24 protein-coding genes are annotated in these 23,743 nt (G+C 58.4%); 15 read left to right on the forward strand and 9 right to left on the reverse strand.

Features of this window, described 5'->3' with window-relative positions; all coding sequences use genetic code 11:
- The first annotated feature begins 143 nt into the window (after positions 1-143).
- The 5 genes from HNO86_RS16940 to rarD all read left to right on the forward strand — a co-directional run bounded on the left by HNO86_RS16940 (position 144) and on the right by rarD (position 6,979).
- Positions 144-1,457: an MFS transporter gene (locus HNO86_RS16940; RefSeq protein ID WP_175378090.1), complete on the forward strand. Its 1,314-nt coding sequence runs from the start codon at positions 144-146 to the stop codon at positions 1,455-1,457.
- Positions 1,458-1,640: 183 nt separating this feature from the next.
- The gene (locus tag HNO86_RS16945; RefSeq protein WP_175378091.1) at positions 1,641-3,806 is read left to right on the forward strand and encodes a hypothetical protein; all 2,166 of its coding nucleotides are present in this window, start codon (positions 1,641-1,643) and stop codon (positions 3,804-3,806) included.
- Positions 3,807-3,810: 4 nt separating this feature from the next.
- Complete coding sequence (locus HNO86_RS16950; RefSeq protein ID WP_256672663.1) at positions 3,811-4,842, forward strand: NAD(P)/FAD-dependent oxidoreductase; 1,032 nt, start codon at positions 3,811-3,813, stop codon at positions 4,840-4,842.
- Between the two features lie 58 nt (positions 4,843-4,900).
- Positions 4,901-5,914, forward strand: coding sequence for an aldo/keto reductase (locus HNO86_RS16955; protein ID WP_175378093.1), 1,014 nt, complete (start codon positions 4,901-4,903; stop codon positions 5,912-5,914).
- Positions 5,915-6,097: 183 nt separating this feature from the next.
- On the forward strand, positions 6,098-6,979 hold the full coding sequence (gene rarD / locus HNO86_RS16960) for an EamA family transporter RarD (RefSeq protein WP_175378094.1): 882 nt from the start codon (positions 6,098-6,100) through the stop codon (positions 6,977-6,979).
- A gap of 41 nt (positions 6,980-7,020) precedes the next feature.
- Here the strand turns inward: rarD and hppD are convergent, their stop codons facing one another.
- Together hppD and HNO86_RS16970 are read right to left on the reverse strand one after the other, a co-directional pair.
- Entirely contained in the window at positions 7,021-8,097 is a 1,077-nt protein-coding gene (gene hppD, locus HNO86_RS16965; protein WP_175378095.1) for a 4-hydroxyphenylpyruvate dioxygenase, read from the reverse strand.
- Between the two features lie 227 nt (positions 8,098-8,324).
- Positions 8,325-9,287, reverse strand: a complete 963-nt coding sequence (locus HNO86_RS16970) for a DMT family transporter (RefSeq protein ID WP_175378096.1) — start codon at positions 9,285-9,287, stop codon at positions 8,325-8,327.
- Positions 9,288-9,368: 81 nt separating this feature from the next.
- Here HNO86_RS16970 and HNO86_RS16975 point away from each other — a divergent pair, with 81 nt between their 5' ends.
- From HNO86_RS16975 to HNO86_RS16985, 3 genes are all read left to right on the forward strand, one after another.
- On the forward strand, positions 9,369-10,241 hold the full coding sequence (locus tag HNO86_RS16975; protein ID WP_175378097.1) for a LysR family transcriptional regulator: 873 nt from the start codon (positions 9,369-9,371) through the stop codon (positions 10,239-10,241).
- A gap of 112 nt (positions 10,242-10,353) precedes the next feature.
- Entirely contained in the window at positions 10,354-11,886 is a 1,533-nt protein-coding gene (locus tag HNO86_RS16980; RefSeq protein WP_175378098.1) for a cyclic diguanylate phosphodiesterase, read from the forward strand.
- Positions 11,887-12,123: 237 nt separating this feature from the next.
- The gene (locus tag HNO86_RS16985; protein WP_175378099.1) at positions 12,124-12,489 is read left to right on the forward strand and encodes a histone-like nucleoid-structuring protein, MvaT/MvaU family; all 366 of its coding nucleotides are present in this window, start codon (positions 12,124-12,126) and stop codon (positions 12,487-12,489) included.
- 176 nt (positions 12,490-12,665) lie between these two features.
- On the opposite strand, the gene HNO86_RS16990 is transcribed toward HNO86_RS16985, so the two are convergent.
- A complete protein-coding gene (locus HNO86_RS16990; protein WP_175378149.1) occupies positions 12,666-13,190 on the reverse strand; it encodes a DUF4946 domain-containing protein in 525 nt (174 codons plus the stop codon).
- A 144-nt stretch (positions 13,191-13,334) separates the two neighbouring features.
- Here HNO86_RS16990 and gloA point away from each other — a divergent pair, with 144 nt between their 5' ends.
- Positions 13,335-13,856: a lactoylglutathione lyase gene (gene gloA, locus HNO86_RS16995; RefSeq protein ID WP_175378100.1), complete on the forward strand. Its 522-nt coding sequence runs from the start codon at positions 13,335-13,337 to the stop codon at positions 13,854-13,856.
- A gap of 73 nt (positions 13,857-13,929) precedes the next feature.
- Here gloA and ahpF read toward each other — a convergent pair whose 3' ends face one another.
- The 3 genes from ahpF to HNO86_RS17010 all read right to left on the reverse strand — a co-directional run bounded on the left by ahpF (position 13,930) and on the right by HNO86_RS17010 (position 17,361).
- Positions 13,930-15,495: an alkyl hydroperoxide reductase subunit F gene (ahpF, locus tag HNO86_RS17000; protein ID WP_175378101.1), complete on the reverse strand. Its 1,566-nt coding sequence runs from the start codon at positions 15,493-15,495 to the stop codon at positions 13,930-13,932.
- A 130-nt stretch (positions 15,496-15,625) separates the two neighbouring features.
- Entirely contained in the window at positions 15,626-16,189 is a 564-nt protein-coding gene (gene ahpC / locus HNO86_RS17005) for an alkyl hydroperoxide reductase subunit C (RefSeq protein WP_095194743.1), read from the reverse strand.
- A 233-nt stretch (positions 16,190-16,422) separates the two neighbouring features.
- Positions 16,423-17,361 (reverse strand): site-specific integrase, encoded by a 939-nt coding sequence (locus tag HNO86_RS17010; RefSeq protein WP_175378102.1) that lies wholly within the window; start codon positions 17,359-17,361, stop codon positions 16,423-16,425.
- A gap of 183 nt (positions 17,362-17,544) precedes the next feature.
- On the opposite strand from HNO86_RS17010, the gene HNO86_RS17015 reads away from it, so the two are divergent.
- Entirely contained in the window at positions 17,545-18,564 is a 1,020-nt protein-coding gene (locus HNO86_RS17015; protein WP_175378103.1) for a DNA-binding protein, read from the forward strand.
- Here HNO86_RS17015 and gorA read toward each other — a convergent pair.
- Together gorA and galU are read right to left on the reverse strand one after the other, a co-directional pair.
- On the reverse strand, positions 18,561-19,919 hold the full coding sequence (gorA, locus tag HNO86_RS17020) for a glutathione-disulfide reductase (protein ID WP_175378104.1): 1,359 nt from the start codon (positions 19,917-19,919) through the stop codon (positions 18,561-18,563). The two genes, HNO86_RS17015 and gorA, sit on opposite strands and share 4 nt — an antisense overlap.
- 131 nt (positions 19,920-20,050) lie before the next feature.
- Positions 20,051-20,890, reverse strand: a complete 840-nt coding sequence (gene galU, locus HNO86_RS17025) for a UTP--glucose-1-phosphate uridylyltransferase GalU (protein ID WP_095194738.1) — start codon at positions 20,888-20,890, stop codon at positions 20,051-20,053.
- A gap of 258 nt (positions 20,891-21,148) precedes the next feature.
- Between galU and HNO86_RS17030 the strand changes: the two genes are divergently transcribed.
- Together HNO86_RS17030 and HNO86_RS17035 are read left to right on the forward strand one after the other, a co-directional pair.
- Positions 21,149-21,337, forward strand: coding sequence for a hypothetical protein (locus HNO86_RS17030; protein ID WP_175378105.1), 189 nt, complete (start codon positions 21,149-21,151; stop codon positions 21,335-21,337).
- Positions 21,338-21,525: 188 nt separating this feature from the next.
- Positions 21,526-21,807, forward strand: coding sequence for a hypothetical protein (locus tag HNO86_RS17035; RefSeq protein WP_175378106.1), 282 nt, complete (start codon positions 21,526-21,528; stop codon positions 21,805-21,807).
- A gap of 67 nt (positions 21,808-21,874) precedes the next feature.
- Here HNO86_RS17035 and HNO86_RS17040 read toward each other — a convergent pair whose 3' ends face one another.
- Entirely contained in the window at positions 21,875-22,231 is a 357-nt protein-coding gene (locus tag HNO86_RS17040; RefSeq protein ID WP_175378107.1) for a hypothetical protein, read from the reverse strand.
- A gap of 201 nt (positions 22,232-22,432) precedes the next feature.
- On the opposite strand from HNO86_RS17040, the gene HNO86_RS17045 reads away from it, so the two are divergent.
- From HNO86_RS17045 to HNO86_RS17055, 3 genes are all read left to right on the forward strand, one after another.
- The gene (locus HNO86_RS17045; protein WP_175378108.1) at positions 22,433-22,735 is read left to right on the forward strand and encodes a DUF1883 domain-containing protein; all 303 of its coding nucleotides are present in this window, start codon (positions 22,433-22,435) and stop codon (positions 22,733-22,735) included.
- 49 nt (positions 22,736-22,784) lie between these two features.
- Positions 22,785-22,955 (forward strand): hypothetical protein, encoded by a 171-nt coding sequence (locus HNO86_RS17050; RefSeq protein ID WP_175378109.1) that lies wholly within the window; start codon positions 22,785-22,787, stop codon positions 22,953-22,955.
- A gap of 83 nt (positions 22,956-23,038) precedes the next feature.
- Positions 23,039-23,743, forward strand: a complete 705-nt coding sequence (locus tag HNO86_RS17055) for a 2OG-Fe(II) oxygenase (RefSeq protein WP_175378110.1) — start codon at positions 23,039-23,041, stop codon at positions 23,741-23,743.

Genomic DNA, 23,743 nt, shown 5'->3' on the forward strand with positions numbered 1-23,743 from the left:
CGTGGTTGTTCACCCGCACAGGGCCTGGTGACAAACCCTGTGCTCAGGCACAAAGACAGCGACCACGAGGGTGGCCGAGACTCTCAGGGCGATCAACGTTACCCGTTGCATCGCAAAAAATCATAATAAAGAGAGAGCCCGCCATGTCACAGAGCGCCGCTGCTACCCAGGCCATCGTTGACGAAAAAAATGCCGTCTACAAACGCATTACCCTGCGTTTGATTCCCTTCATCTTCATCTGCTACCTGTTCAACTACCTCGACCGGGTGAACGTTGGATTTGCCAAGCTGCAGATGCTCGACGCACTGAAATTCAGCGAAACCGTGTACGGCCTCGGCGCCGGGATCTTCTTCATCGGCTACGTGCTGTGCGGCGTACCGAGCAACCTGGCCCTGACCAAATTCGGCCCGCGACGCTGGATCGCACTGATGATGATCACCTGGGGCACACTGTCGACTTGCCTGCTGTTTGTCACCACACCCACCGAGTTCTACACCTTGCGTCTGTTCACCGGCGCCGCCGAGGCCGGGTTCTTCCCCGGCGTGGTGCTTTATCTTTCGCAGTGGTTCCCGACCTTCCGCCGGGGCCGCATCATGGCGCTGTTCATGTCGGCGATCCCGGTGTCCGGTTTGCTGGGCAGCCCGTTTTCCGGCTGGATCCTCAACCACTTCGCCGCCGGCCAAGGTGGTCTGGCGGGCTGGCAGTGGATGTTTTTGCTGCAAGGCATTCCGACGGTGATCCTTGGGGCGCTGGCCTACTTCCTGCTCAGCGACAATTACGCCAACGCCAAATGGCTTACGCCGTTCGAGCGCTCGGTGCTGGAAGCCGACCACGCGCAGGACCTGGCGAACAAACCGAAAACAACCTCCGATTCACTGCTGGCGGTGTTCAAGAACCCGGCGATCTGGGCTTTCGGTCTGATCTATTTCTGCATCCAGAGTGGCGTCTACGCGATCAACTTCTGGCTGCCGTCGATCATCAAGAACCTGGGTTTCAGCGATAACCTGGTGATCGGCTGGTTGAGTGCGATTCCCTACTTGCTGGCGGCGCTGTTCATGCTGATGGTCGGCCGCTCGGCAGACCTGCGCAAGGAGCGCCGTTGGCATCTGGTAGTGCCGATGCTGATGGGCGCGCTGGGTCTGCTGATCGCGGTGAACTTCGCCGCCAACCCCGCCATCGCCATCCTCGGCCTGACCCTCGCAACCATGGGCGCCCTCACCGGCCTGCCGATGTTCTGGCCGGTGCCGACCGCCATGCTCAGCGCCGGCGCGGCGGCGGGTGGGCTGGCGTTGATCAATTCCATGGGGCAGATGGCGGGCTTTCTCAGCCCGTACCTGGTGGGTTGGGTCAAGGACAGCACCGGTTCGACCGATGCCGCGTTGTACCTGCTGGCGGGGGTGATTGTCTGCGGGAGCCTGCTGGCGCTGCGCATGACGCGCACGTTACGCAACCAGTGATGCTAAAGGGCGCCGGTCACCTGTTGTTCCGGCGCCTATTAGATCTGATAGTCGATCTGGCGTGCCCGCCCTCCTGCGCTAGCCTGAAATGTTGCGTCACAACGTTGTCGGACTCCGCTGTCTTGAATTCATGGAGATGAGCCCGAGTTTGTGAGAACTGAAATCTTCGGGCGGGAAAACAGCATGGATTTACTCACAGGCGTCGAAGCGGTTTGCAATCGGTTGGCCACCGACAACGGTTGGCACGCGCTGCTGTTGCAGCATGGACTCGACATCAAGGCTCGCCCTCTGGCGGCTGAGTTGAACAAACCTTTATCAGTGGACAGAAGCGTCAAGGGCTTCGAGGATTTTTCCTTGAATGGCCAACGCGCAATCGAGGCGCGAAGCCCTGCCCGCAGCCTTTTGTACCACGCGCTCGCATCGCCCAACGTCACCACGGCCCCGGACGGTGAACCGCTCCAGCTGTTCCCCACAGCCGGGGAAATAGAGCAGGTGTTGAACTACGTCTATGGCGTGCGACCGCCATCGCTGGCCGAGCTGCAACAGCAAGCCGGCGACGGCACGAAGCTGGCGATCGTGGTGTTCGCCGCCGAGTACCGGCCTGGGCCGGACACCGGCCATGAAAAACACGCCGACCTGTGTTTCTCCCGTACCGGAATTGCTCGCGTAGGCACGGCGCCAGCGCGTTATGACCCGGCGCGGCGCGGCTTTTTGCCTTGGCTGGAGAACGACCCGCAGGCCTTCTGCGTGACCCCGGCGCGCTATTACGCCTTTATCGCAATGGAGAAATCCGGCGCTGACCCTGGCTTTGGACCGTGGCCAGTTCAACCCGCAGATGAAGACCTGAGGTTCTGGGTGCCGCTGCACAAGTTGTTCGACGGGCCGGAATGTCTGGCTGATCTGGATCTGAAGATCGATCTGGAGACTTTTCATATCAATGAGAAAATCCGTCAGTTTCATCTCAAGTTCCCCATCGCCACCATCGGGCAGCCGGACCTCTCCAAACCCCCGTTCGTGATCACCGATGACCTCGTGCAATGGGCAGACGAACAGACTTTTGGCAAAGGCTTGTTAATGCCGGTCGTCAAGCCTCGACTGGTGGAAGAAGCCGTGCATGAAGGTCAGAGATTGTTTTTTTTCGTTCCGCCCAATCCCTCCTATGGTGGATACATCATCAACCGACGATTCAAACAGCGTGACGATGGCTCGATACAGGACCTCAATCTGGAGCCGGATGTCTTGCAGATCGTCAAGGATGGTAACTACAGGGCCCTGCATTTTATCGATTACACCGCCGAAGGTTGGGTTAGAGCGACGTGCAAACAACTCCCCGAACAGATGGACAGCGTGGCCGCTTACTCACTCGCTGCCGCACCGGATTTCTACCCTGAGTACGATCAACGGTCATTGCTTGAATGGAGCAATCGACAGTCATTTCCCCAACCTTTTTTTGGCGCAAATCCAAGGGTGCTTTCCGACAGGCGAGCGGCTGGAAATCCGGGATTGAAGGGAGACCATTTCCGGCCGGACGATAAAGGCATTACGGCCGCCGTCTCGCACGAGCTGGACAACGCGCAACCGTGCCGTCTGGATGACGTCGCGTCTACCCGCCGTCAATCATGGCTGTGTTATGCCGCGGCAGGTTTTTTCAGCCCGGGCTGGGAGATCAGTGGCAACAGTTTCAACCCCACGTTCTTCTGCGCTTATGAGTTGGGCAGCCCTTTTACCGAAGACGTCAGAATCTGCGCTTCAATCGGCGGTTATTGGCCCGCCGTATCGCCCGATAACACAAGAGCTTTTGAGCCAACCATCGGGTGGGTCCCAATCATTCCGTTGACGGATGAAGAAATCGGCGCTTGGGACGGCACCCCTCGCCCCCGCTTGCTGGAACAGCCCGATGGCAAACAAGTTGTTGAATACACCCATTACGAGTTCACCGATTTCACGAAAAGCGCGCTCGCCGGTCAGTTGTCCCTGCAACGCATCGCACAAACCAGCGACACGGATTACCAAGGGCGAATCCTGTCGATGCACAACGCATTCAAGTCGCTGGGCGCGACGACCCGACAGGAAAAAAACGCGTGGTCGGTTTTGTCCTTCAGGAAAGTCGAACGCCCCGACGCCCTCCTGGAGCAGGCAGAGTCAGCGACAGGCGCCGTGTTGCAAGCCCCCATCCATGGCTACCGAATCTATAAAAATGACATTCCTGCTACAACGACCCCACCCCATGATTTCACCAAGCGCCATGCCATCGTGGTTGAAATGGTGGAGCTGTTTCTGGATCCGACCACAGTGCTGATCAAACGTGAAGGCAGTTGCTGGCGGGTGCATCCGATTGAACCGTCATGACGCGTTGATCATCGGTGCCGGCCCGGCAGGCAGTGCGGCGGCGATTTTCTGCGCACAACAGGGTTTGAGCGTGGCGTTGCTCGAACAGTCGGCGATGTGCCGTGATCGCCCGGGTGAAACCTTGCCGCCGGGCATAGAACCGCTGTTATTGCAGTTGGGACTGGCCGATTTGCAGTCAGGCGGGTTCATTCGTCACAGCGGAAACTGGGTCCATTGGGGCGCCACGCCACGGTTCAGCGCTTTCGGGGGCCAGCCTGACGCTGCATGGCGCGGCTTTCAGATTCCTCGACGCTTGCTCGATGAGCTTTTACTCGATCGCGCCCTGGCCCTGGGTGTGTGCGTCGCAAGACCTTGCCAGGCCACCCGGATCATTTGTCGCGGCAACGCCGTGGTCGGCGTTGAATCAGACCAGGGGGTTTTCCAGGGTTTACATGTCATCGACGCCAGCGGTGCCAAGGGCTGGCTGGCGCGGCAACTGAAACTGGCGCGCCCGGCGTTTTCCGGTCCACTGTTGGCAACGTATGGCTATGGCAAGGGTGCATCGGCGGTGTGTGATGAGGCCCCCCATATCATGGCGGACGAGGACGGTTGGTGCTGGCTGGCGAAAATCGGCGCCGGCTCCTATGCCTGGACCCGACTGAACTTCACTCCCGCCCGATCCAATCTGAAACCGCCTTCACAATTTACACACTTGCATCAACTCTCCAGGGCTCGTGGCGCGGATGTGACCTGGCGGGCCTGCCATCAATGCGCCGGACCCGGGTATTTCATCGTGGGTGATGCGGCCTCAGTGCTGGATCCAGGAACCTCCCACGGCGTACTCAAGGCGATCATGTCGGGCATGATGGCCGCTCATGCCGTGGTCGAGAGCCTCACTCACCCTCACCAGCATCAAGCGATCCAGCATCAGTACAGACAATGGATGAACGATTGGTTCATGCGCGACATGAGAAAAATGCGCGAACTCTATGCCGCGCACCCCGCCCCCCCTGCATGGCTCACAGGTCTGCCCTCTGGTGCAGATAATTCATTTTGATACGCCGGACCTTTCTGGTATTTGATTGAGCCTTTCCCACAGGCAAAAGGATTTCCATATGAGCTACCGCACGCTGGGTCATTCGGGTTTGCAGGTTTCCACGCTGACCCTGGGCACCATGATGTTCGGCGAACAGACCAGCACCGAAGACTCCCTGCGGATCATCGACAAGGCCTGGGACCAGGGCATCAACTTCATCGATACCGCCGACGTTTATACGCAGGGTCGTTCCGAAGAAATCGTCGGCGAAGCGATTGCCAGTCGCCGCCACGAGTGGGTACTGGCCACCAAGGTCGGTTTCGGTCCGGTGGACGGTGTGCCCAATCGCAGTGGCCTGAGCCGCAAGCACATCTTCAATGGCATCGAGGCCAGCCTGGCGCGCCTGGGCACCGATTATCTGGACATCTACTACCTGCATCGCGAAGACCACAACACGCCGCTGGAGGTCACGGTGTCAGCAATTGGCGATCTGATTCGCCAGGGCAAGATTCGCTATTGGGGCCTGTCCAATTACCGTGGCTGGCGCATCGCCGAAGTCATCCGCGTGGCCGATGCATTGGGTGTCGACCGTCCCGTCATCAGTCAGCCGCTGTACAACATCGTCAATCGTCAGGCTGAAACCGAACAGATCACCGCCGCGCAAAACTATGGCCTGGGGGTGGTGCCTTACAGCCCGCTGGCCCGTGGCGTGCTGAGCGGCAAATACGCGCCGGATGTGAAACCTGACGCCAACAGCCGCGCCGGGCGCGCGGACAAGCGCATTCTGGAAACCGAATGGCGCGTTGAATCCCTGCGCATCGCTCAGCAGATTCAGCAGTACACGCAGGAGCGTGGCGTGGGCATCGTTGAGTTCGCGATTGCCTGGGTGCTCAACAACCGCGCTGTCACCTCGGCCATCGTCGGTCCGCGTACCGAAGCGCAGTGGGATGCCTACACTAAGGCGCGGGCGGTGAAAATCACGGCTGAGGATGAGGCGTTTATCGATTCGCTGGTGACACCGGGGCATGCTTCGACACCGGGGTTCAATGATGTGAGCCATTTCGTGTCGGGGCGTAAACCCCATCCCCTGTAGGAGTTGGCGCAGGCTGCGATCTTTTGATCCTTCCTTGAAAAAGATCGCAGCCTCGTTGCACTCGACAGCTCCTACAGAGGAAGCGATTGAAGATGTTGTAAATATTGATCATCCGGCCAATATTCAGCACAAAAACCACGTATCCTCCGCACCCCGTTTTACGTTCGACTTCGCGAGGACAGTTTGTCTAAAGGCATCGCTTTATCGGTTTCAGCCTCGGTGCTGTTTGCCGTCATGTATTACTACACCTCGCTGCTCACCCCTTTGAGCGGCGTGGAGATTTTTGGCTGGCGCATGCTGCTGACCGTGCCCTGCATGACCGTGTTCATGGTGGTGTCCGGTGAATGGCGGCGCGTGGTGGACCTGCTGCGTCGGTTCAGCGCACAGCCTAAGTTGCTTGGCATGTTGGTCGTGTCCGCGGCGTTACTGGGCGTACAGCTCTGGCTGTTCATGTGGGCGCCGCTCAATGGCTACAGCCTTGACGTGTCGCTGGGGTATTTCCTGTTGCCGTTGGCCATGGTCCTGACCGGGCGCATCGCCTACGGCGAACGGCTGTCGTACCTGCAAAAAATCGCGGTGTTCTTCGCCTGCCTGGGCGTGATCAATGAGCTGTATCAGGTCGGCGGTTTTTCCTGGGCCACGCTGGTGGTGGTCATCGGTTACCCGCTGTATTTCGTGGTACGCAAATGGCTGAAGACCGATAACCTTGGCGGGCTTTGGGTGGACATGACCCTGATGCTGCCGGTTGCGTATTGGTTTGTGCACGGCGGCGAACAGGGTTTCGGCGTGTTCGATCAGTACCCTGCCCTGACGTGGCTGATCCCCTTGCTGGGCCTGATCAGCGCCTCGGCGCTGGTGGTCTACATCATCGCCAGCCGCTTGCTGCCCTTCAGCCTGTTCGGTCTGTTGAGCTATGTGGAGCCGGTGCTGTTGCTCGGCGTGGCGTTGTTGCTGGGAGAAAGCATCAAGGCCGGGGAATGGCTGACCTACATCCCGATCTGGCTCGCGGTGGTGGTGCTGGTGTTTGAAGGGTTCAAGCATTTGATGCGGCAACGCAAACCCTGAATGTAAAAAAACCGGTCAATGACCGGTTTTTTTATTCATGCTCATTCGGCGTTCAACACACCTCGGCGAACCTGATCACGCTCGATGGATTCGAACAGCGCCTTGAAGTTGCCTTCACCGAAGCCGTCATCGCCCTTGCGCTGAATGAACTCGAAGAACACCGGCCCCATCAGGGTTTCCGAGAAAATCTGCAGCAGCAGACGCTTGTCGCCCGCGTCCGACGAACCGTCCAGCAGGATGCCGCGCGCCTGCAGTTCGCCTACCGGCTCGCCATGGTTCGGCAAGCGACCTTCGAGCATTTCGTAGTAGGTGTCCGGCGGTGCGGTCATGAAACGCATGCCGATGCTTTTCAGGTGATCCCAGGTCTTGACCAGGTCATCAGACAGGAACGCCACGTGCTGGATGCCTTCACCGTTGAACTGCATCAGGAATTCTTCGATCTGCCCCGCGCCCTTGGACGATTCTTCGTTCAGCGGAATGCGGATCATGCCGTCCGGCGCGGTCATGGCCTTGGAGGTCAGGCCGGTGTACTCGCCCTTGATGTCGAAGTAGCGAATCTCGCGGAAGTTGAACAATTTCTCGTAGAAATTCGCCCAGTAGGCCATGCGGCCGCGATACACGTTGTGGGTCAGGTGATCGATGATTTTCAGACCCGCGCCAACCGGGTGACGCTCAACGCCTTCGAGGTAAACGAAGTCGATGTCATAGATCGAGCTGCCTTCACCGAAACGGTCAATCAGGTACAGCGGCGCTCCGCCGATGCCTTTGATCGCCGGCAAGTGCAGTTCCATCGGGCCGGTTTCGATGTGAATCGGCTGGGCGCCGAGCTCCAGCGCGCGCTTGTAGGCCTTCTGCGAATCCTTGACTCGGAACGCCATGCCGCACACCGACGGACCGTGCTCGGCGGCGAAGTACGAAGCAACGCTGTGGGGTTCGTTGTTGAGGATCAGATTGATCGCGCCCTGGCGATACAGGTGCACGTCCTTGGAACGGTGGGTCGCGACTTTGGTGAAGCCCATGATCTCGAAGATCGGCTCCAGGGTGTTGGGGGTCGGCGATGCGAATTCGATGAACTCGAAGCCCATCAGGCCCATTGGGTTTTCGTATAGATCTGCCATGGTTGGCGCCTCATCATTCTGGTCAATTAACTGAAGGTTAGTTGCTGGAGATGCTGAGACCGGCGGGTGGCGCGCAGGAAATGCCCCGCACGCTGCGGGCGAGGAAATCACCGTAGATCAATTGAAACCCTAATAACTTCATGGTCGACCCAAGGCTCTTGCGGGCGAAGCTTCCGTTGCCGGAAGACGTATTCTTGTATGCGTAACCTGATTCTACACAGCGTAAATCAGTTTGTCCGCCTTCTGTATGAAATCCCCTTTTTCGACACCGAAGCAAGGGGTTTATTACACAGGAAAATCCCCAGCAGAATCAGCCCTCCTCCCAGGTACATCGCCAGGGTCAGCTGTTCGTCGAGCAACAGCGCGCCGAGGATCACCGCGGTCAGCGGGTTCAGAGCGATGAACACGCCGGAGCGGGTCGGGCCGATTTTGCGGATGCCGTCGTAATAGGCGATGTAGGCCAGCGCCGAACCCAATACGCCCAGATACAGCAGGCTCAGCCACTGTTGAGCACCAAGATTGGTGAGTGCAGTGACGCTCAACTCGCCACGAATCGCACTGGTGACCCAGAGCATCAGGGTGCCCAGCAGAATCGACCAGGTCACCGTCTGCACCGGCCCCAGGCTGTGGTTGAGCTCTCTGGAGAACAGCGAATAAACGCCCCAGCCCAGCACGCAACCGAAAATCAGCAGATCGCCGATCCAGGCATCGGCATTGTCGGCCAGCAGTTGCGGGTTGCGACTGACGATCACCACGCTCGCGCCGGCGATGCAGATTGCGATGCCGATGACTTTCGCCCGGCTCAAACGCTCCCTGAACAGCAGCCATGAAGCCAGGCCGATGACCGCCGGGTTGAGCGCCACGATCAGCGATGCCCGCGAAGCGTTGATGTAGTGCAGGCCATAAAAGAAGCAGAGGTTGTAGAAATAGATACCGAAGAAGCCGAGGATCGCCAGTTGCAGGCATTGCCGTGGGCTGGGCCGGGTCAGTGGTACGCGGGCCATCAGCAGGAACAGCAGCAAGGCCACGCTGGCCAGCAAAAACCGCAGGCTCGCGGCAAACAGCGGGCTAAGGCTGTCCGCCAGCAACCGCCCCGCGACGAAGGTGCCGCCCCAGATCATGGTGACCACCGCCAGCTTCAGATACACCGGCACATCAGAGGAACGGGTCGGGCTGTTCTCGCAAATCATCGGAAACGTCCTACATTGAAATTCCATTGGGTGACGTATGATTTGGCTAATACCCAGTCATCGTAAAATGAGTAAACACTCATGACCCTCACCCAACTGGAGATCTTCTCCACCGTCGCCGAACTCAACGGCTTCACGGCAGCGGCCCAGCGCCTGGGCATCAGCCAGTCCGCGGTGTCCCATGCGTTGAAATCCCTGGAGCGGGAATTGGGCGTGGAACTGCTGCGCCGCCATCAAACCCAGGTCGAACTGAGCGACATCGGCCAGCAGCTTCTGCTGCGTGCACGGGCCATGCTCGGCCTTGCCAACACCTTGCGCCAGGAAGCGGCGGATGCCCGGGGCATGAAGCGCGGGACGTTGCGCATCGGCTCGTTCGGCCCGACCTCGTCGATCAAATTGCTCCCATTGATTCTCAAGCAATACCGCGCTGCTCATCCCGGGATCGAAGTGCACATCGATGAAGGCCCGGACCGTCAGGTGATCCAGTGGCTGCAGGAGCGGCGTATCGACATCGGTTTTGTGGTGCTGCCTGACGAGCGCTTCGACACGGTGGCATTGCTCGAGGATCAGATGGTCGCGCTGCTGCCTGCCCATCATCCGCTGACCCACCGCGACAGCGTCAGTCTGAGCGACTTGTGTCACGACCCGTTCGTACTGACCGAAGCCGGCTCGTCGGAGCTGGTGTCACGGCTGTTCCATGGCGCGCGGCTGACGCCTAACATCCGCTTTCGCTGCTCGCAGTTGCTGAGCACGCTGGATACGGTGGGCCGTGGCGACGCCTTGACCGTGGTCGCCGAAAGCTCGCTGCCCGAGCACGACGAGCGCCGCTATGTGAAAAAACCACTCTCCCCGGTAGTCGCCCGGCAGATCGGACTGGCGGTGCTCGACCAGCGCCAGGCGTCACCGGCGGCCCTGGCCTTCATCAAACTTGCGCAACGGCTTGACTACAGATGAACGGCACAACTAACGGCGGCCAACTATCATGGCTGCAACTTGATCTCTTCATGGAGGGCGTTTTTCGCCGCCAGCATTCAAGAGCCCTACTTCATCGCCACAGGTTGCACAGATGCCACTGAAAGCAAAATCGCGCAAACGCAGCATCAGGAGGGCGGTGACCCTCGCAAGTGGATTGCTTCCGGTAGTGCTCGGTGTCGTGATTCTCTACATGCAGGCTGAACGGGCACTCAAGCACAGCGCGGAACATACGGCCGAAGAAGCGATTCAACAATTCGAACTGATGCTGGACAACACCGCCCAGTCCGCTCGCGAACTACTGCCATTGGCCGGGCAACGCTGCCTCGACGTTAATTTTGCCTTGCGTGAACAAGTCACCCGGCGTCCTTTCGTGCGCTCTACCAATCTGGTCTGGGACGACACGATTTATTGCAGCTCGCTGTTTGGCGATGTGAACGAAAAGACTTCCTCCGGCAACTACGACGGCGGCCGGCTGTTGTTGATGAAGGGCAACCCGGTCACGCCGGATACGGCTTTCCTGGTGTATCGACTGGGCGAAGGTAAACGCGGTGCGATGAGCACCCTGGACGGTTATCACCTCAGTAACGTGTTGCGCATGATCGGCAGCCATACCTTGCTGGTACTGCAAGTCGGGCCCAATTGGCTATCCGCCGACAACCAGTTTCATGAAGGCGCCCTGCCCGACTTTCCGGTTGCACAAACCCAACTTGATTCTTCGCGGTATGCCTTTGGCGTAAAGGCCGGTTTTCCCGAGGGCGAGACCTGGCGCTACATGAGCAGCGAATACCCGGCGCTGTTCAGCCTGCTGATCTTTTTCGGTGCCGTGTCCGCGCTGATCGGGCACTTGCTGCAGATGCGTTCGACGTCTCCGACCCATGAAATGAAACGCGCGATGGAGGCCATGGAGTTCGTTCCTTACTTCCAGGCCGTGGTGCATGGCGATACGAAGAAAGTCTCGGGCACCGAAGTGCTGATGCGCTGGAATCATCCCAAAGAAGGCCTGGTGCGTCCTGACCTGTTCATTCCCTTTGCCGAACATTCCGGGCTGATCGTGCCGATGACCCGCTCCCTGATGCAGCAGACGGCGGTCTTGCTCGGGCCGTTGTCTGCGTCATTCCGTGAGCCCTTTCATATCGGCATCAACATTACCGCCAGCCATTGCCAGGACCTGGAACTCATCAGCGATTGCCGGGAATTCCTCGCGCAATTCGCGCCCGGTTCCATCCATCTGGTGCTCGAGCTGACCGAACGTGAACTGATCGAACCCACTCCCCTCACCCATCAGCTTTTCGAGCAGTTGCGCGAGCTTGGGGTGAAGATCGCCATCGACGACTTCGGCACCGGTCATTCAAGCCTGGGTTACTTGCGCCAATTCAATGTGGATTATCTGAAAATCGACCAGAGCTTCGTTGCCATGATCGGAGTCGACGCGCTGTCCGGGCATATTCTGGATACCGTCATCGAACTTGCCTTAAAGCTCGACCTGGCAATGGTTGCAGAGGGTGTAGAGACCCAGGAACAAAGTGATTACCTGACCGCACATAACGTTAACTTCCTGCAAGGCTATCTGTACGGCCGTCCGATGCCTGGCGCTGAGTTCATTAGTGCATTAAGTGTCGATTAAGGGATGGACTCAAGCGACGAGACCACCATAAAACGCTCCGATTCGAATCGAAATACGGCGTCCTGTTACATGAAAAAAAAGACATGATTTACTCTGGGTGAATTAACAACTACAATTTTTTCCATGCCTGCGGTAATTTAGCGGGTAAGCGATTTAATCACAGAGTCGCTTCAAGGCTTTGGCTTATAGCTTTGTTTGCGGTTGGTTTCAGCCAAACACACTATTGGAGTAATCATATTGTCCAGACTCGCTGAATTTCGTGCAGCTGAAAAGGCCCTTCAAGAGCAGCTCAAGCAGCTTGAATCCCTGAAGAACGATGCCGGGCTCAAGAAAGAAATCGAATTCGAAGAAAAGCTCCAGAGCTTGATGAAAACCTACGGCAAGAGCCTGCGCGACATCATCGCCATTCTCGACCCGAATCCGGCCAAATCCGGTCTGCAGCAGGCCGCAGCGCCTAAAACCCGCCGTGCACGCGTGGTCAAGGTTTATCAAAACCCGCACACTGGCGAACTGATCGAAACCAAGGGCGGCAATCATCGCGGCCTGAAGGCATGGAAGGAACAATACGGTGCCGGTACCGTTGATTCCTGGCTGCGCGGCTAAATCCCCGTGCTATAAAAACAGCCCTGCGAATGCAGGGCTTTTTCATGAATACCATACAAATGCAACGATACTGGCGGATCAACTCGCTACTTGAAGATCAACTTTGTGCTTAATCCTTTTGGGTATCTAAACATTTCCCCATAGGTGCAAAGCCTGCAGCTACTAAAGTGTTTCAACTAAAGTTTCAAAGCGTTACGAGCTGTTTCTATTTCATCCTGACTCGCCTTATAAGCCTCGGCCTGCCCCGCGTACGAAAGAACGTAGGCCTTATCGGCATCCACCGCCGCCACCAAAGTTTGCGAAAGCACATGCCGACCGTTCTGAGTGATGGTGCAAGTGGTTTCCAGCGCCGATAAACGGCTCAAGGTCGCGGGATGAATGCGATTGCAGACACTTTGATAGCCGCCCTGGAAAAAGTCCTTTTGCACGGACTTGCGCATTTCCATCAAGACACCTTCAAGATTCACCTGATGTCCGCTCTGCACCTGTGTCATGGTCAACTCCATGACCATCACCGGCGTGCCACTTTGATCGTTTTTCACTGCGCGCTGGCGAGAGACCTTTGAGGCTGCGTTGTCTTGCGCTATTTCTTCAACTTGCCAGCCTGCAGGCCAGGTCATGACCGGGTCTTCAGCGTGAGCACTGACGGCGGCGAACAGCGCGCCTGCGAGAACAAAAACCGATGGAGCGAATCGAATCATTTCAATGAACACTCAGCTATTGAAGCCTGAAGTCTGAGCTCCGACCGACTGTCAGGCAATAGCCGACGGTTTTGCTTTGGTGATGCCCCAACCCTTGCGTATCATTGTCGCCATTCAATCGCCCCGCTTATTTTCGGAGGGCCCATGAGCCTGCAAGAACTGAACACCTTCCCCGGCGTAACCGCCCAGCCTGACGCCGCGACCCAGAAGTTTGTCTTCAACCACACCATGCTGCGGGTCAAGGACATCACCAAGTCCCTGGATTTCTACACGCGCATCCTCGGTTTCACCCTGGTGGAAAAGCGCGACTTCCCGGAAGCGGAATTCAGCCTGTACTTCCTGGCACTGGTCGACAAGGCACAGATCCCGGCCGACGCAACCGCCCGTACCGAGTGGATGAAGTCGATCCCCGGCATCCTCGAGCTGACCCACAACCACGGCACCGAGAACGACCCGGATTTTGCCTACCACAACGGCAACACCGACCCGCGCGGCTTTGGTCATATCTGCATTTCGGTGCCGGATATCGTTGCGGCCTGCGAGCGTTTCGAAGCGCTGGGCTGCGATTTCCAGAAGCGCCTGAGCGATGGCCGCATGAAGAGCCTGGCGTTCATCAAGGACCCGGATGCATATTGGGTTGAAATCATTCAGCCTGCACCGTTGTAACTGAAAATCAAAAGATCCACCCACAAAAAACCCCATGATCACTCATGGGGTTTTGTGTTTTTCAGCCCTGCCTTTATGCCGGCGCCGAAGTGCGGATCAGGTGATCGAACGCACTCAGCGAAGCCTTCGCACCCTCGCCCACCGCAATCACGATCTGCTTGTACGGCACAGTCGTCACGTCACCGGCGGCGAACACACCCGGCAGCGAGGTCTCGCCACGGGCATCGACGATGATCTCGCCGCGAGGCGACAGCTCGACGGTGCCTTTGAGCCAGTCGGTGTTAGGCAACAAACCGATCTGCACGAAAATGCCTTCGAGGCTGACCGTGTGGAACTCGCCCGAATCGCGATCCTTGTAGACCAGACCGCTCACCTTCTCGCCGTCACCCTTCACTTCGCTGGTCAGCGCGCTGGTGATGACATTGACGTTGGGCAGGCTGAACAGTTTGCGTTGCAGCACCGCATCGGCGCGCAGCTTGCTGTCGAATTCCAGCAGCGTGACATGGCTGACGATACCCGCCAGGTCGATCGCCGCTTCGACGCCGGAGTTGCCGCCGCCGATCACCGCCACGCGCTTGCCCTTGAACAGCGGGCCGTCGCAGTGCGGGCAGAAACATACGCCCTTGGCTTTGTATTCCTGCTCGCCCGGTACGCCCATTTCTCTCCAGCGGGCACCGGTGGCGAGAATCAGCGCCTTGGTTTTCAGGCTGGCGCCGCTTTCGAAGTGCACTTCGTGCAACTCGCCCGGGTTTTTCGCCGGGATCAGCTTGGTGGCACGCTGCAGATTCATGATGTCGACGTCGTACTGCTTGACGTGCTCTTCCAGGGCGCTGGCCAGTTTCGGCCCTTCGGTCTCCTGCACGGAGATGAAGTTTTCGATGGCCATGGTGTCCAGCACCTGACCGCCAAAACGTTCGGCCGCGACACCGGTGCGAATGCCTTTGCGAGCCGCGTAGATCGCTGCCGAAGCACCGGCCGGGCCACCGCCGACCACCAGCACGTCAAAGGCATCCTTGGCGCTGATTTTCTCGGCCTGACGCTCGGCGCCGCTGGTGTCGATCTTGGCGAGGATTTCTTCCAGGCCCATGCGGCCCTGGCCGAACACTTCGCCGTTGAGGTAAATGCTGGGCACCGCCATGATCTTGCGATCATCGACTTCGGCCTGGAACACCGCGCCGTCGATGGCGACGTGGCGAATGTTCGGATTCAGCACCGCCATCAGGTTCAGCGCCTGGACCACGTCCGGGCAGTTCTGGCAGGACAGCGAGAAGTAGGTCTCGAAGTTGAACTCGCCCTTGAGCAAGCGGATCTGTTCGATCACTTCGGCACTGGCTTTCGATGGGTGGCCGCCGACTTGCAGCAAGGCCAGCACCAGCGAGGTGAATTCGTGGCCCATCGGGATGCCGGCGAAACGCAGGCTGATGTCCTGGCCTGGGCGATTGATCGAGAACGATGGCTTGCGTGCATCGTCACCGTTATCGAGCAAGGTAATTTGGCTGGAAAGACTGGCAACGTCTTTCAACAGTTCGAGCATTTCACTGGATTTCGCACCGTCGTCGAGAGAAGCAACGATCTCGATCGGTTGGGTGACCCGTTCCAGGTACGATTTCAACTGGGCTTTAAGATTGGCGTCCAACATACGGGCGATTTCCTTTATCAAATTCTTTGCATAAAAAAACGCCCGAGCGAATCTCGCCCGGGCGTTTTCAGGGGCGGTGCAGCTTACTTAAGTAGGTGCGGTAGTCCGCCCTGTGAAGCGTGTCACTGACTTAGATCTTGCCGACCAGGTCCAGGGACGGAGCCAGAGTGGCCTCGCCTTCTTTCCACTTGGCTGGGCAAACCTGGCCTGGGTGGGCAGCGACGTACTGGGCAGCCTTGATTTTGCGCAGCAGTTCGGAAGCGTCACGGCCAACGCCGCCATCGTTCAGTTCAACGATCTTGATCTGGCCTTCAGGGTTGATCACGAAGGTGCCACGGTCAGCCAGGCCAGCTTCTTCGATCAGCACGTCGAAGTTGCGGGAGATGACGTGGGTCGGGTCGCCGATCATGGTGTACTGGATCTTGCCGATGGCTGGCGAAGTGTTGTGCCAGGCAGCGTGAGCGAAGTGAGTGTCGGTGGAAACGCTGTAGATCTCGACGCCCAGCTTCTGGAATGCGTCGTAGTTGTCAGCCAGGTCTTCCAGTTCGGTCGGGCAGACGAAGGTGAAGTCGGCTGGGTAGAAGAACACCACAGACCACTTGCCTTTCAGGTCAGCGTCCGACACTTGTACGAAGTCGCCGTTTTTGTAGGCGGTAGCTTTGAACGGTTTAACTTGGCTGTTGATGATAGGCATCGTTGACTCTCCGTCAGGGGTTGTGAAGTTGATGGCGCTCACTCTAACCACTCGACGGACGGTTGGCTCATTGGCAAACCTGATGCTGGTGATTGGGTTTCGCTATTAGCCAAGGGTATTAATAGAAGAAAACGATCTCTTCACCGGCGGACGGCGCAAACCCTGTGGGAGCGACACCAACCCCGTAGGAGCGAGGCTTGCCCGCGAATGTTGGTCAACGATGACGCGGGCAATCAGACTGTTCGCGTTTTTTCACCGAGCCTGGCCATGCCCTGGAACGGGTTGACCTCGATATAACGCATCGCCGACTTCATGTCCTTCCACCCCACATAACTCATCAGCGACTTCAAGTCCCACCCCGACTGGTGCGCCCACGAAGCAAACCCCCGACGCAGGGAGTGGCTGGTGTACTGCTCGGCGGCAATCCCTGCCCGGCTCAACGCCTGCCTCAACAGGGGAATCACACTGTTGGCATGCAACCCCTCCTCGCTCAGATTCCCCCACCGATCAATCCCGCGAAACACCGGCCCACGCACCAGCGCAGCTTCACTGACCCAATCGATATACGCCTGCACCGGACACAAACGCTGCAACGCCGGCGTCTGATAGGTCTTGCCCAGGTTCTCCCGGTCACTCTTGCTGCGCGGCAGATACAGGGTGATGCCGGTGCCGGCACTGACTTGCACATGCTCGATCTGCAAGCGGCACAACTCATCGCTACGAAAACCGCGCCAGAACCCCAGCAGGATCAGCGCGATATCACGCTTGGCGCGCAGCAGCGCGGGACGATCGTCTTCGGCCATGGCGACTTGTTTCTCCTGCTCCAACCCGTCGATCACCTGCTCCAGATGCTGAAGCTGCAACGGCTCGGCCTGCTTCTCCTGAGCCGGATGCAACGCGCGAATACCCTTGAACACCTTGCGCACCACCGGCGCCTTGGTCGGGTCGGCAAAACCCTGGCTGTTATGCCACTGCGCCAGCGCCGACAGACGCAGCTTCAAGGTGTTGATCGACAGCACGCCGGCGTGAGCGACCAGATAGCGCGCGACGCTGTCGCCGGTGGCGGGCAGGAAACCGCCCCAGGTCACCTCGAAGTGCTCGATGGCGGCTCGATAGCTGCGACGGGTGTTGTCGCGGGTTGCGGCTTGCAGGTAACGATCGAGATCGCTCATGGAAATGTCCTACAGAGGGCGTGGTGTACTGAAATGGCGTGTCAAAGACTCTGGAATCGTTATGACACGGGGTAATACCAGTATATCCCGTGTGAATAATCATCCGTATTTATCTATTTTATTTGAGTGGTACAATGTGTTTTTACGTAGTACGTACCACATGCAAAAGCAGCAGGAGAAATCATGGCCCGTGGCGGTGTAAACAAGGCGGTCGTTCAGGCTGCACGTCTGGCGATCCTCGCCCGCGGTGAAAACCCAAGCATCGATGCCGTGCGCATCGAAATGGGCAATACCGGATCGAAAACCACAATTCATCGCTATCTGAAGGAGTTGGGGGAAGACCTCAAGCCGGCGGAGGCAGAACCGGCCGAGCCCGTCGACGATGAGTTGCTGGCCCTGGTTTCACGCCTGGCGCAACGCTTGAAGGAGCAGGCTCAGGAGCCGATCGATCAGGCTCGCGAACAATTCGAGACGCAACGCAAGGCACTGGAAACCCAGCTTGAAGAAGCCCGGGAAGCCAACACCGAACTGCACCAGCAATACGAAATCCAGAGCCTGGCGCTGACCCAGGAATCCGAGGCGCTGCACGAAACCCGCGCCCTCCTCCAGGCCGAACAAACCCGCAATGCCGGACTGAATCAGGCGCTGGCCGATTTCGAATTGCGCTTGCAGGACAAGGACGAGCAGATCCGCTCGCTGGAAGAAAAGCACCTGCACGCCCGCGACGCCCTCGAGCACTACCGCAATGCCGTCAAGGAGCAGCGCGAGCAGGAACACAGTCGCCATGAAAGCCAGGTGCAGCAGTTGCAGATGGAGTTGCGCCAGGCCCAGCAAAGCGCGCTGGTGCGCCAGGATGAAATCACCCAGTTGCACCGCGACAACGAGCGCCTGCTGACTGAGAACCGCGGCACCTTGCGCGAACTGGGCTCGATGCAGGAACAGCTCAAGCAGAGCAACACCCGCCAGGATCAGTTGCTTGAGCAGATCACACGGGTCGACGGCGAACGCACCCTCCTCCAGGAACGCTTGCGCGTGGCCCTGCTGGAAAGTCAGTCGTTGAAACAGAATATCGACGAGCAGGCGCAGCTCAACAAATCACTGGAGAGCCGATTGACCAAGGCCCAGGCGGACCTCGACCAGGAAAGCGTGCGTCTGGCGGCGGCCCTTGAGGCCGCAGCGCCAGACGCAGCGAAGGACGCTTAACCGGCGACCGGCGTACGCATGGTGACGAATTCTTCGGCGGCCGTCGGGTGCACGCCGATGGTGTCGTCGAAGTGGCGCTTGGTGGCGCCGGCCTTCAAGGCGATGGCGAGGCCCTGGACAATTTCACCGGCATCCGGCCCGACCATGTGGCAACCCAGCACCTTGTCGGTCTTGGCGTCCACCACCAGCTTCATCAGCGTGCGCTCCTGGCATTCGGTCAGGGTCAGCTTCATCGGCCGGAAACGGCTTTCGAAGATCACCACCTCATGCCCGGCATCGCGCGCTTCTTCTTCGGTCAGACCGACGGTGCCGATGTTCGGCAAGCTGAACACTGCCGTCGGGATCATCTTGTAATCCACCGCACGGTACTGCTCAGGCTTGAACAGACGCCGCGCCACGGCCATGCCTTCGGCCAGGGCCACGGGTGTCAGTTGCACCCGACCGATCACGTCGCCCAATGCGAGGATCGACGGTTCGGCGGTCTGGTACTGATCGTCGACCTCGACGAAACCCTTCCTGTCGAGTTTGACCCCGGTGTTCTCAAGCCCCAGATTGTCCAGCATCGGACGCCGCCCCGTGGCGTAGAACACGCAATCGGTTTCGAGCTGACGACCATCCTTGAGCGTCACTTTCAGACTGCCATCGGCCTGTTTGTCGATACGCTCAATGTCCGCATTGAACTGCAGATCCATGCCGCGCTTGGTCAACTCTTCCTGCAGATGCTTGCGCACCGAACCGTCGAAGCCACGCAGGAACAGTTCGCCACGATAGAGCAAGGTGGTCTGGGCGCCGAGACCGTGGAAGATGCCAGCGAACTCGACCGCGATATAGCCACCGCCCACGACGAGTACGCGTTGTGGCAGTTCTTTAAGGAAAAATGCCTGGTTGGAACTGATCGCCAGTTCATGACCCGGAATCTCCGGAATCTGCGGCCAGCCACCCGTGGCGATCAGGATGTGTTTGGCGCTGTGGCGCTCGCCATTGATCTCGACAGTATGCGGATCGACGATTTTCGCGTGCCCTTCATGCAGGGTCACGCCACTGTTGACCAGCAGGTTGCGATAAATGCCGTTCAGGCGATTGATCTCGCGATCCTTGTTGGCGATCAGCGTCGCCCAGTCGAACTGCGCCTCGTCCAGGCTCCAGCCGAAACCCGAGGCCTGCTCGAAGTCTTCGGCGAAGTGCGCGCCGTAGACCAACAGCTTTTTCGGCACACAGCCGACGTTCACACAGGTGCCGCCCAGATAGCGGCTCTCGGCCACCGCCACCTTCGCACCGAAACCGGCGGCAAACCGAGCCGCCCGCACACCGCCGGAACCGGCACCAATCACATAAAGGTCAAAATCGTAGGCCATCGTCTATCTCCTCGGCAGGTGAACAGCATACCCGCAGTCGTTCACAGGGCAAGGGTTGCCAACAATATGGGCGCGGAAAATGAAAAAGCCACCCGGAGGTGGCTTTTCAGTACAAGCAAGCTGGCGCGCTATCAGTACGCCTTGCCAGTCTTGTAGAAGTTCTCGAAGCAGAAGTTGGTCGCGTCGATGTAACCTTCGGCGCCGCCGCAGTCGAAACGCTTGCCCTTGAACTTGTAGGCCATTACGCAGCCGTTCTGGGCCTGTTTCATCAGGGCGTCGGTGATCTGGATTTCACCGCCCTTGCCTGGCTCGGTCTGTTCGATCAGGTCGAAGATGTCCGGGGTCAGGATGTAGCGACCGATGATGGCCAGGTTCGATGGCGCATCTTCCGGCTTTGGCTTCTCGACCATGCTGTGAACGCGGTAGATGTCGTCGCGGATCATCTCGCCGGCGATCACGCCGTACTTGTTGGTTTCCTGCGGGTCTACTTCCTGGATGGCCACGATCGAGCAGCGGAACTGCTTGTACAGCTTGACCATCTGGGTCAGTACGCCGTCGCCTTCGAGGTTCACGCACAGGTCGTCCGCCAGCACCACGGCGAACGGCTCGTCGCCGATCAGCGGACGACCGGTCAGGATCGCGTGGCCCAGGCCTTTCATTTCGGTCTGGCGGGTGTAGGAGAACGAGCAGTTGTCGAGCAGTTTGCGGATACCGACCAGGTATTTTTCCTTGTCGGTGCCCTTGATCTGGTTTTCCAGCTCGTAGCTGATGTCGAAGTGGTCTTCCAGGGCGCGCTTGCCGCGACCGGTCACGATGGAGATTTCATTCAACCCGGCATCCAGTGCTTCTTCGACGCCGTACTGGATCAGTGGCTTGTTTACCACCGGCAGCATTTCTTTAGGCATGGCTTTAGTCGCTGGCAGGAAGCGAGTACCGTAACCGGCTGCTGGAAACAAGCATTTCTTGATCATATAAGTCCTTGAAAGGGCTGTGTGTACGAGTTCGGCGCAGTCTAATCAGGCGGCGTGCACCTTACAATGCCCGCGCTGGCTAACCGATGCCATCATAGGAGAAATATTTGGGCGGATAGTTCCGCCAAGGTGAAGTTCCTCCGTCAGCAACCTGTTAGTGATAGCAGAGACCGGCAGGATTGCACGCTTGTCGCCTGAACAGGTTGGGGCATTAAACGCTATGATTGCGACAATTCAACCAGCCAACGAGGCAGATAGATGTCGGCAGCAAAAATCGTCAACGGGTACCTGATCAACAAGACCAACGACGGCCAATGGTCGATCAACAGCGCGGCTGGCGAGAAAATCGCCGGGCCATTCCCCACCGAAGCCATGGCGGTGGAAGTGGCGGCGGTGCTGGAGCTTGAGCATCCGGAACCGAAGAAGCGCGGCAAGGACAAAAACTGATCCCTGCAATGCCCGAATTGAAACGCTCCCTGTAGGAGCTGCCGAGTGCAACGAGGCTGCGATCTTTTGATTTTCAAAAAAGATCAAAAGATCGCAGCCTCCGACAGCTCCTACAGTGGCTTATCGCCACAACCTTTTGCCCGCGACGCTGTCACAGGCTTTGCCCATCCCCTTTCGATGACACCGACATGACCAAATTCTTGCCACTGATCGCGGTACTGGCCCTGAGTGGCTGCGCGACGTCCGAACCCACCTACCTGAACAATGGCGAACAAGGCCTGGCCATCGACTGTTCAGGCGAAGCCAACTCCTGGGCGAGCTGTTATGAAAAGGCCGACGCGTCCTGCGCGGGCACCGGCTACCGCATCGTCGGCACCGATGGCACGCCGGCGCCGGACGAGAGCGACAAGACCCTGGGCGTAGACGTCGGCAACTACAAGAACCGCAGCGTCGTGGTGGTCTGCAAGTAAGGCGCCCTGCCTCCGTTATGCAAATGCCGCCCGTTTGGCGGCATTTATTGTGAATATCGGCTGTCGATCAGCCAGAAATGCACGCATTCGCGGCATTCTGCACATCCTTTGGACGCACCGGCACGTTGGACATGCTCTCATGCAACTTGATGCTGCTGCCGCCCGAACGCTCTTCGATATCGAATACTGCCGTCGGACCCGATGACAGTTTCTGCGGCACGATCACCCGCACCCCGTCCTTGTGCGGTTCGATCTGCAACGCTCCGCGACTGCTGGCGAGCTTTTCGCTCAGGCATTGCGCGTACTCATGGGGTTTCTTGCCGGAAATCACGTTCATGGTGGGCAGCGTCTGGTTGATCTCCGAGACGCTTGCGCAACCACCCAATGCCAAGACCATTGGCAGACCCCACACACCCCACTTCATACCAAACCTCCGATAAAGACCCTCCGACAGCACAAACCTGGTTTTTCTCCGGGGTCGACTGCATTTATCTGCACCCTACGCCCCGGAACGTCTCTAAATTGTCAAAGCAGCGTCAGGCAACAGGATATTTCCGCCTGCGGGCTGATAAACTGCGCCCCATCGTTTTGATTTTGTAGAAAAAGCCCTTCCGGAGGCGCCCACATGAAATTCATTCACCAGCGCGAGCACCTCAACGAGGACGACATCGTCGTCATTCAATGCTCGCAGACCTGCAACATCCGCCTGATGAACGACGCCAACTTCCGCAGCTTCAAAAATGGCGGCCGTCACACCTATCACGGTGGCGCATTCGACAAATTCCCCGCGCGCATTACCGCGCCGAGCACCGGTTTCTGGAACATCACCATCGACACCGTCAGCCGTCGGGCGATCAGCGTGACCCGCAAGCCGAACCTGACCCACTCGATCAAAATCATCCGCCGCTCGGCCACCAAGCTCAGCTGAACATCGCCTTCCCGCTCCTGAACAGAGCCCCAGACAGACAGGTACGACCGTGGCCCAGACAACCAAATACGTAATCAAGTACAAGCTCAACGGCGAACGCCGCTTCGAATTCGCCCAGCTGGAAAACGGCACCCAGGAAGAAGCCAAGGCCGCCTTGGACGCCTTGCACGGCCAGGGCGACGATGTCATCAGCGAAATCAGCGTCAGCAAGGCGCTGTAATTCGCAGTTCGACCGCAAGCGACGGAGTGTCCGCGCCCACAACCCGTCGCAGACTGCTCGCCTCAATCACGTGAGGCCCGCCAATGAGTGAGCAATACCTGAACAGGCTGAATTGGCCGTCGCTGGAACAGCAACTCGATCAGGACGGCTGTGCGGTCATCCCTTCGCTGTTGAGCCACAAGGCCTGTGACGAACTCAGTGCCTTGTACGGCCAATCCGATCCCTTTCGCACGCAAGTGATCATGGCCCGCCACGGCTTCGGCCGCGGCGAGTACAAGTACTTGCGCTACCCCCTGCCGGACCTGGTCGCGCGCCTGCGCAGTGCGCTGTATCCGCGATTGGTGCCGATCGCCAATCGCTGGTACGAGCATATGGGCCTGCCAGACCGTTTTCCTGACAACCACACAGCCTTTCTCGAACGTTGTCATGCCGCCGGTCAGCAACGCCCTACACCACTGTTGCTGCAATACGGTCCGCAGGACTACAACTGCCTGCATCAGGACCTGTACGGCGAGCACGTTTTCCCACTGCAGGTCGCGATTCTTCTGTCAGAACCGGGTGAAGACTTTACGGGTGGCGAATTCGTCCTGACCGAACAACGTCCGCGCATGCAATCGCGCCCGCAGGTGGTGGGCCTCAAGAAAGGGGATGGTTTGATTTTTGCCGTCAACCAGCGACCGGTCCAAGGCACCCGCGGCTTTTACCGGGTCACCCTGCGCCACGGCGTCAGTCGCCTGCACAGCGGCAAACGCCATACCCTGGGCATAATTTTTCACGATGCGTCATGA

Origin of the sequence: Pseudomonas sp. C1C7, from assembly GCF_013359595.1 — a bacterium.
GTDB lineage: Bacteria > Pseudomonadota > Gammaproteobacteria > Pseudomonadales > Pseudomonadaceae > Aquipseudomonas.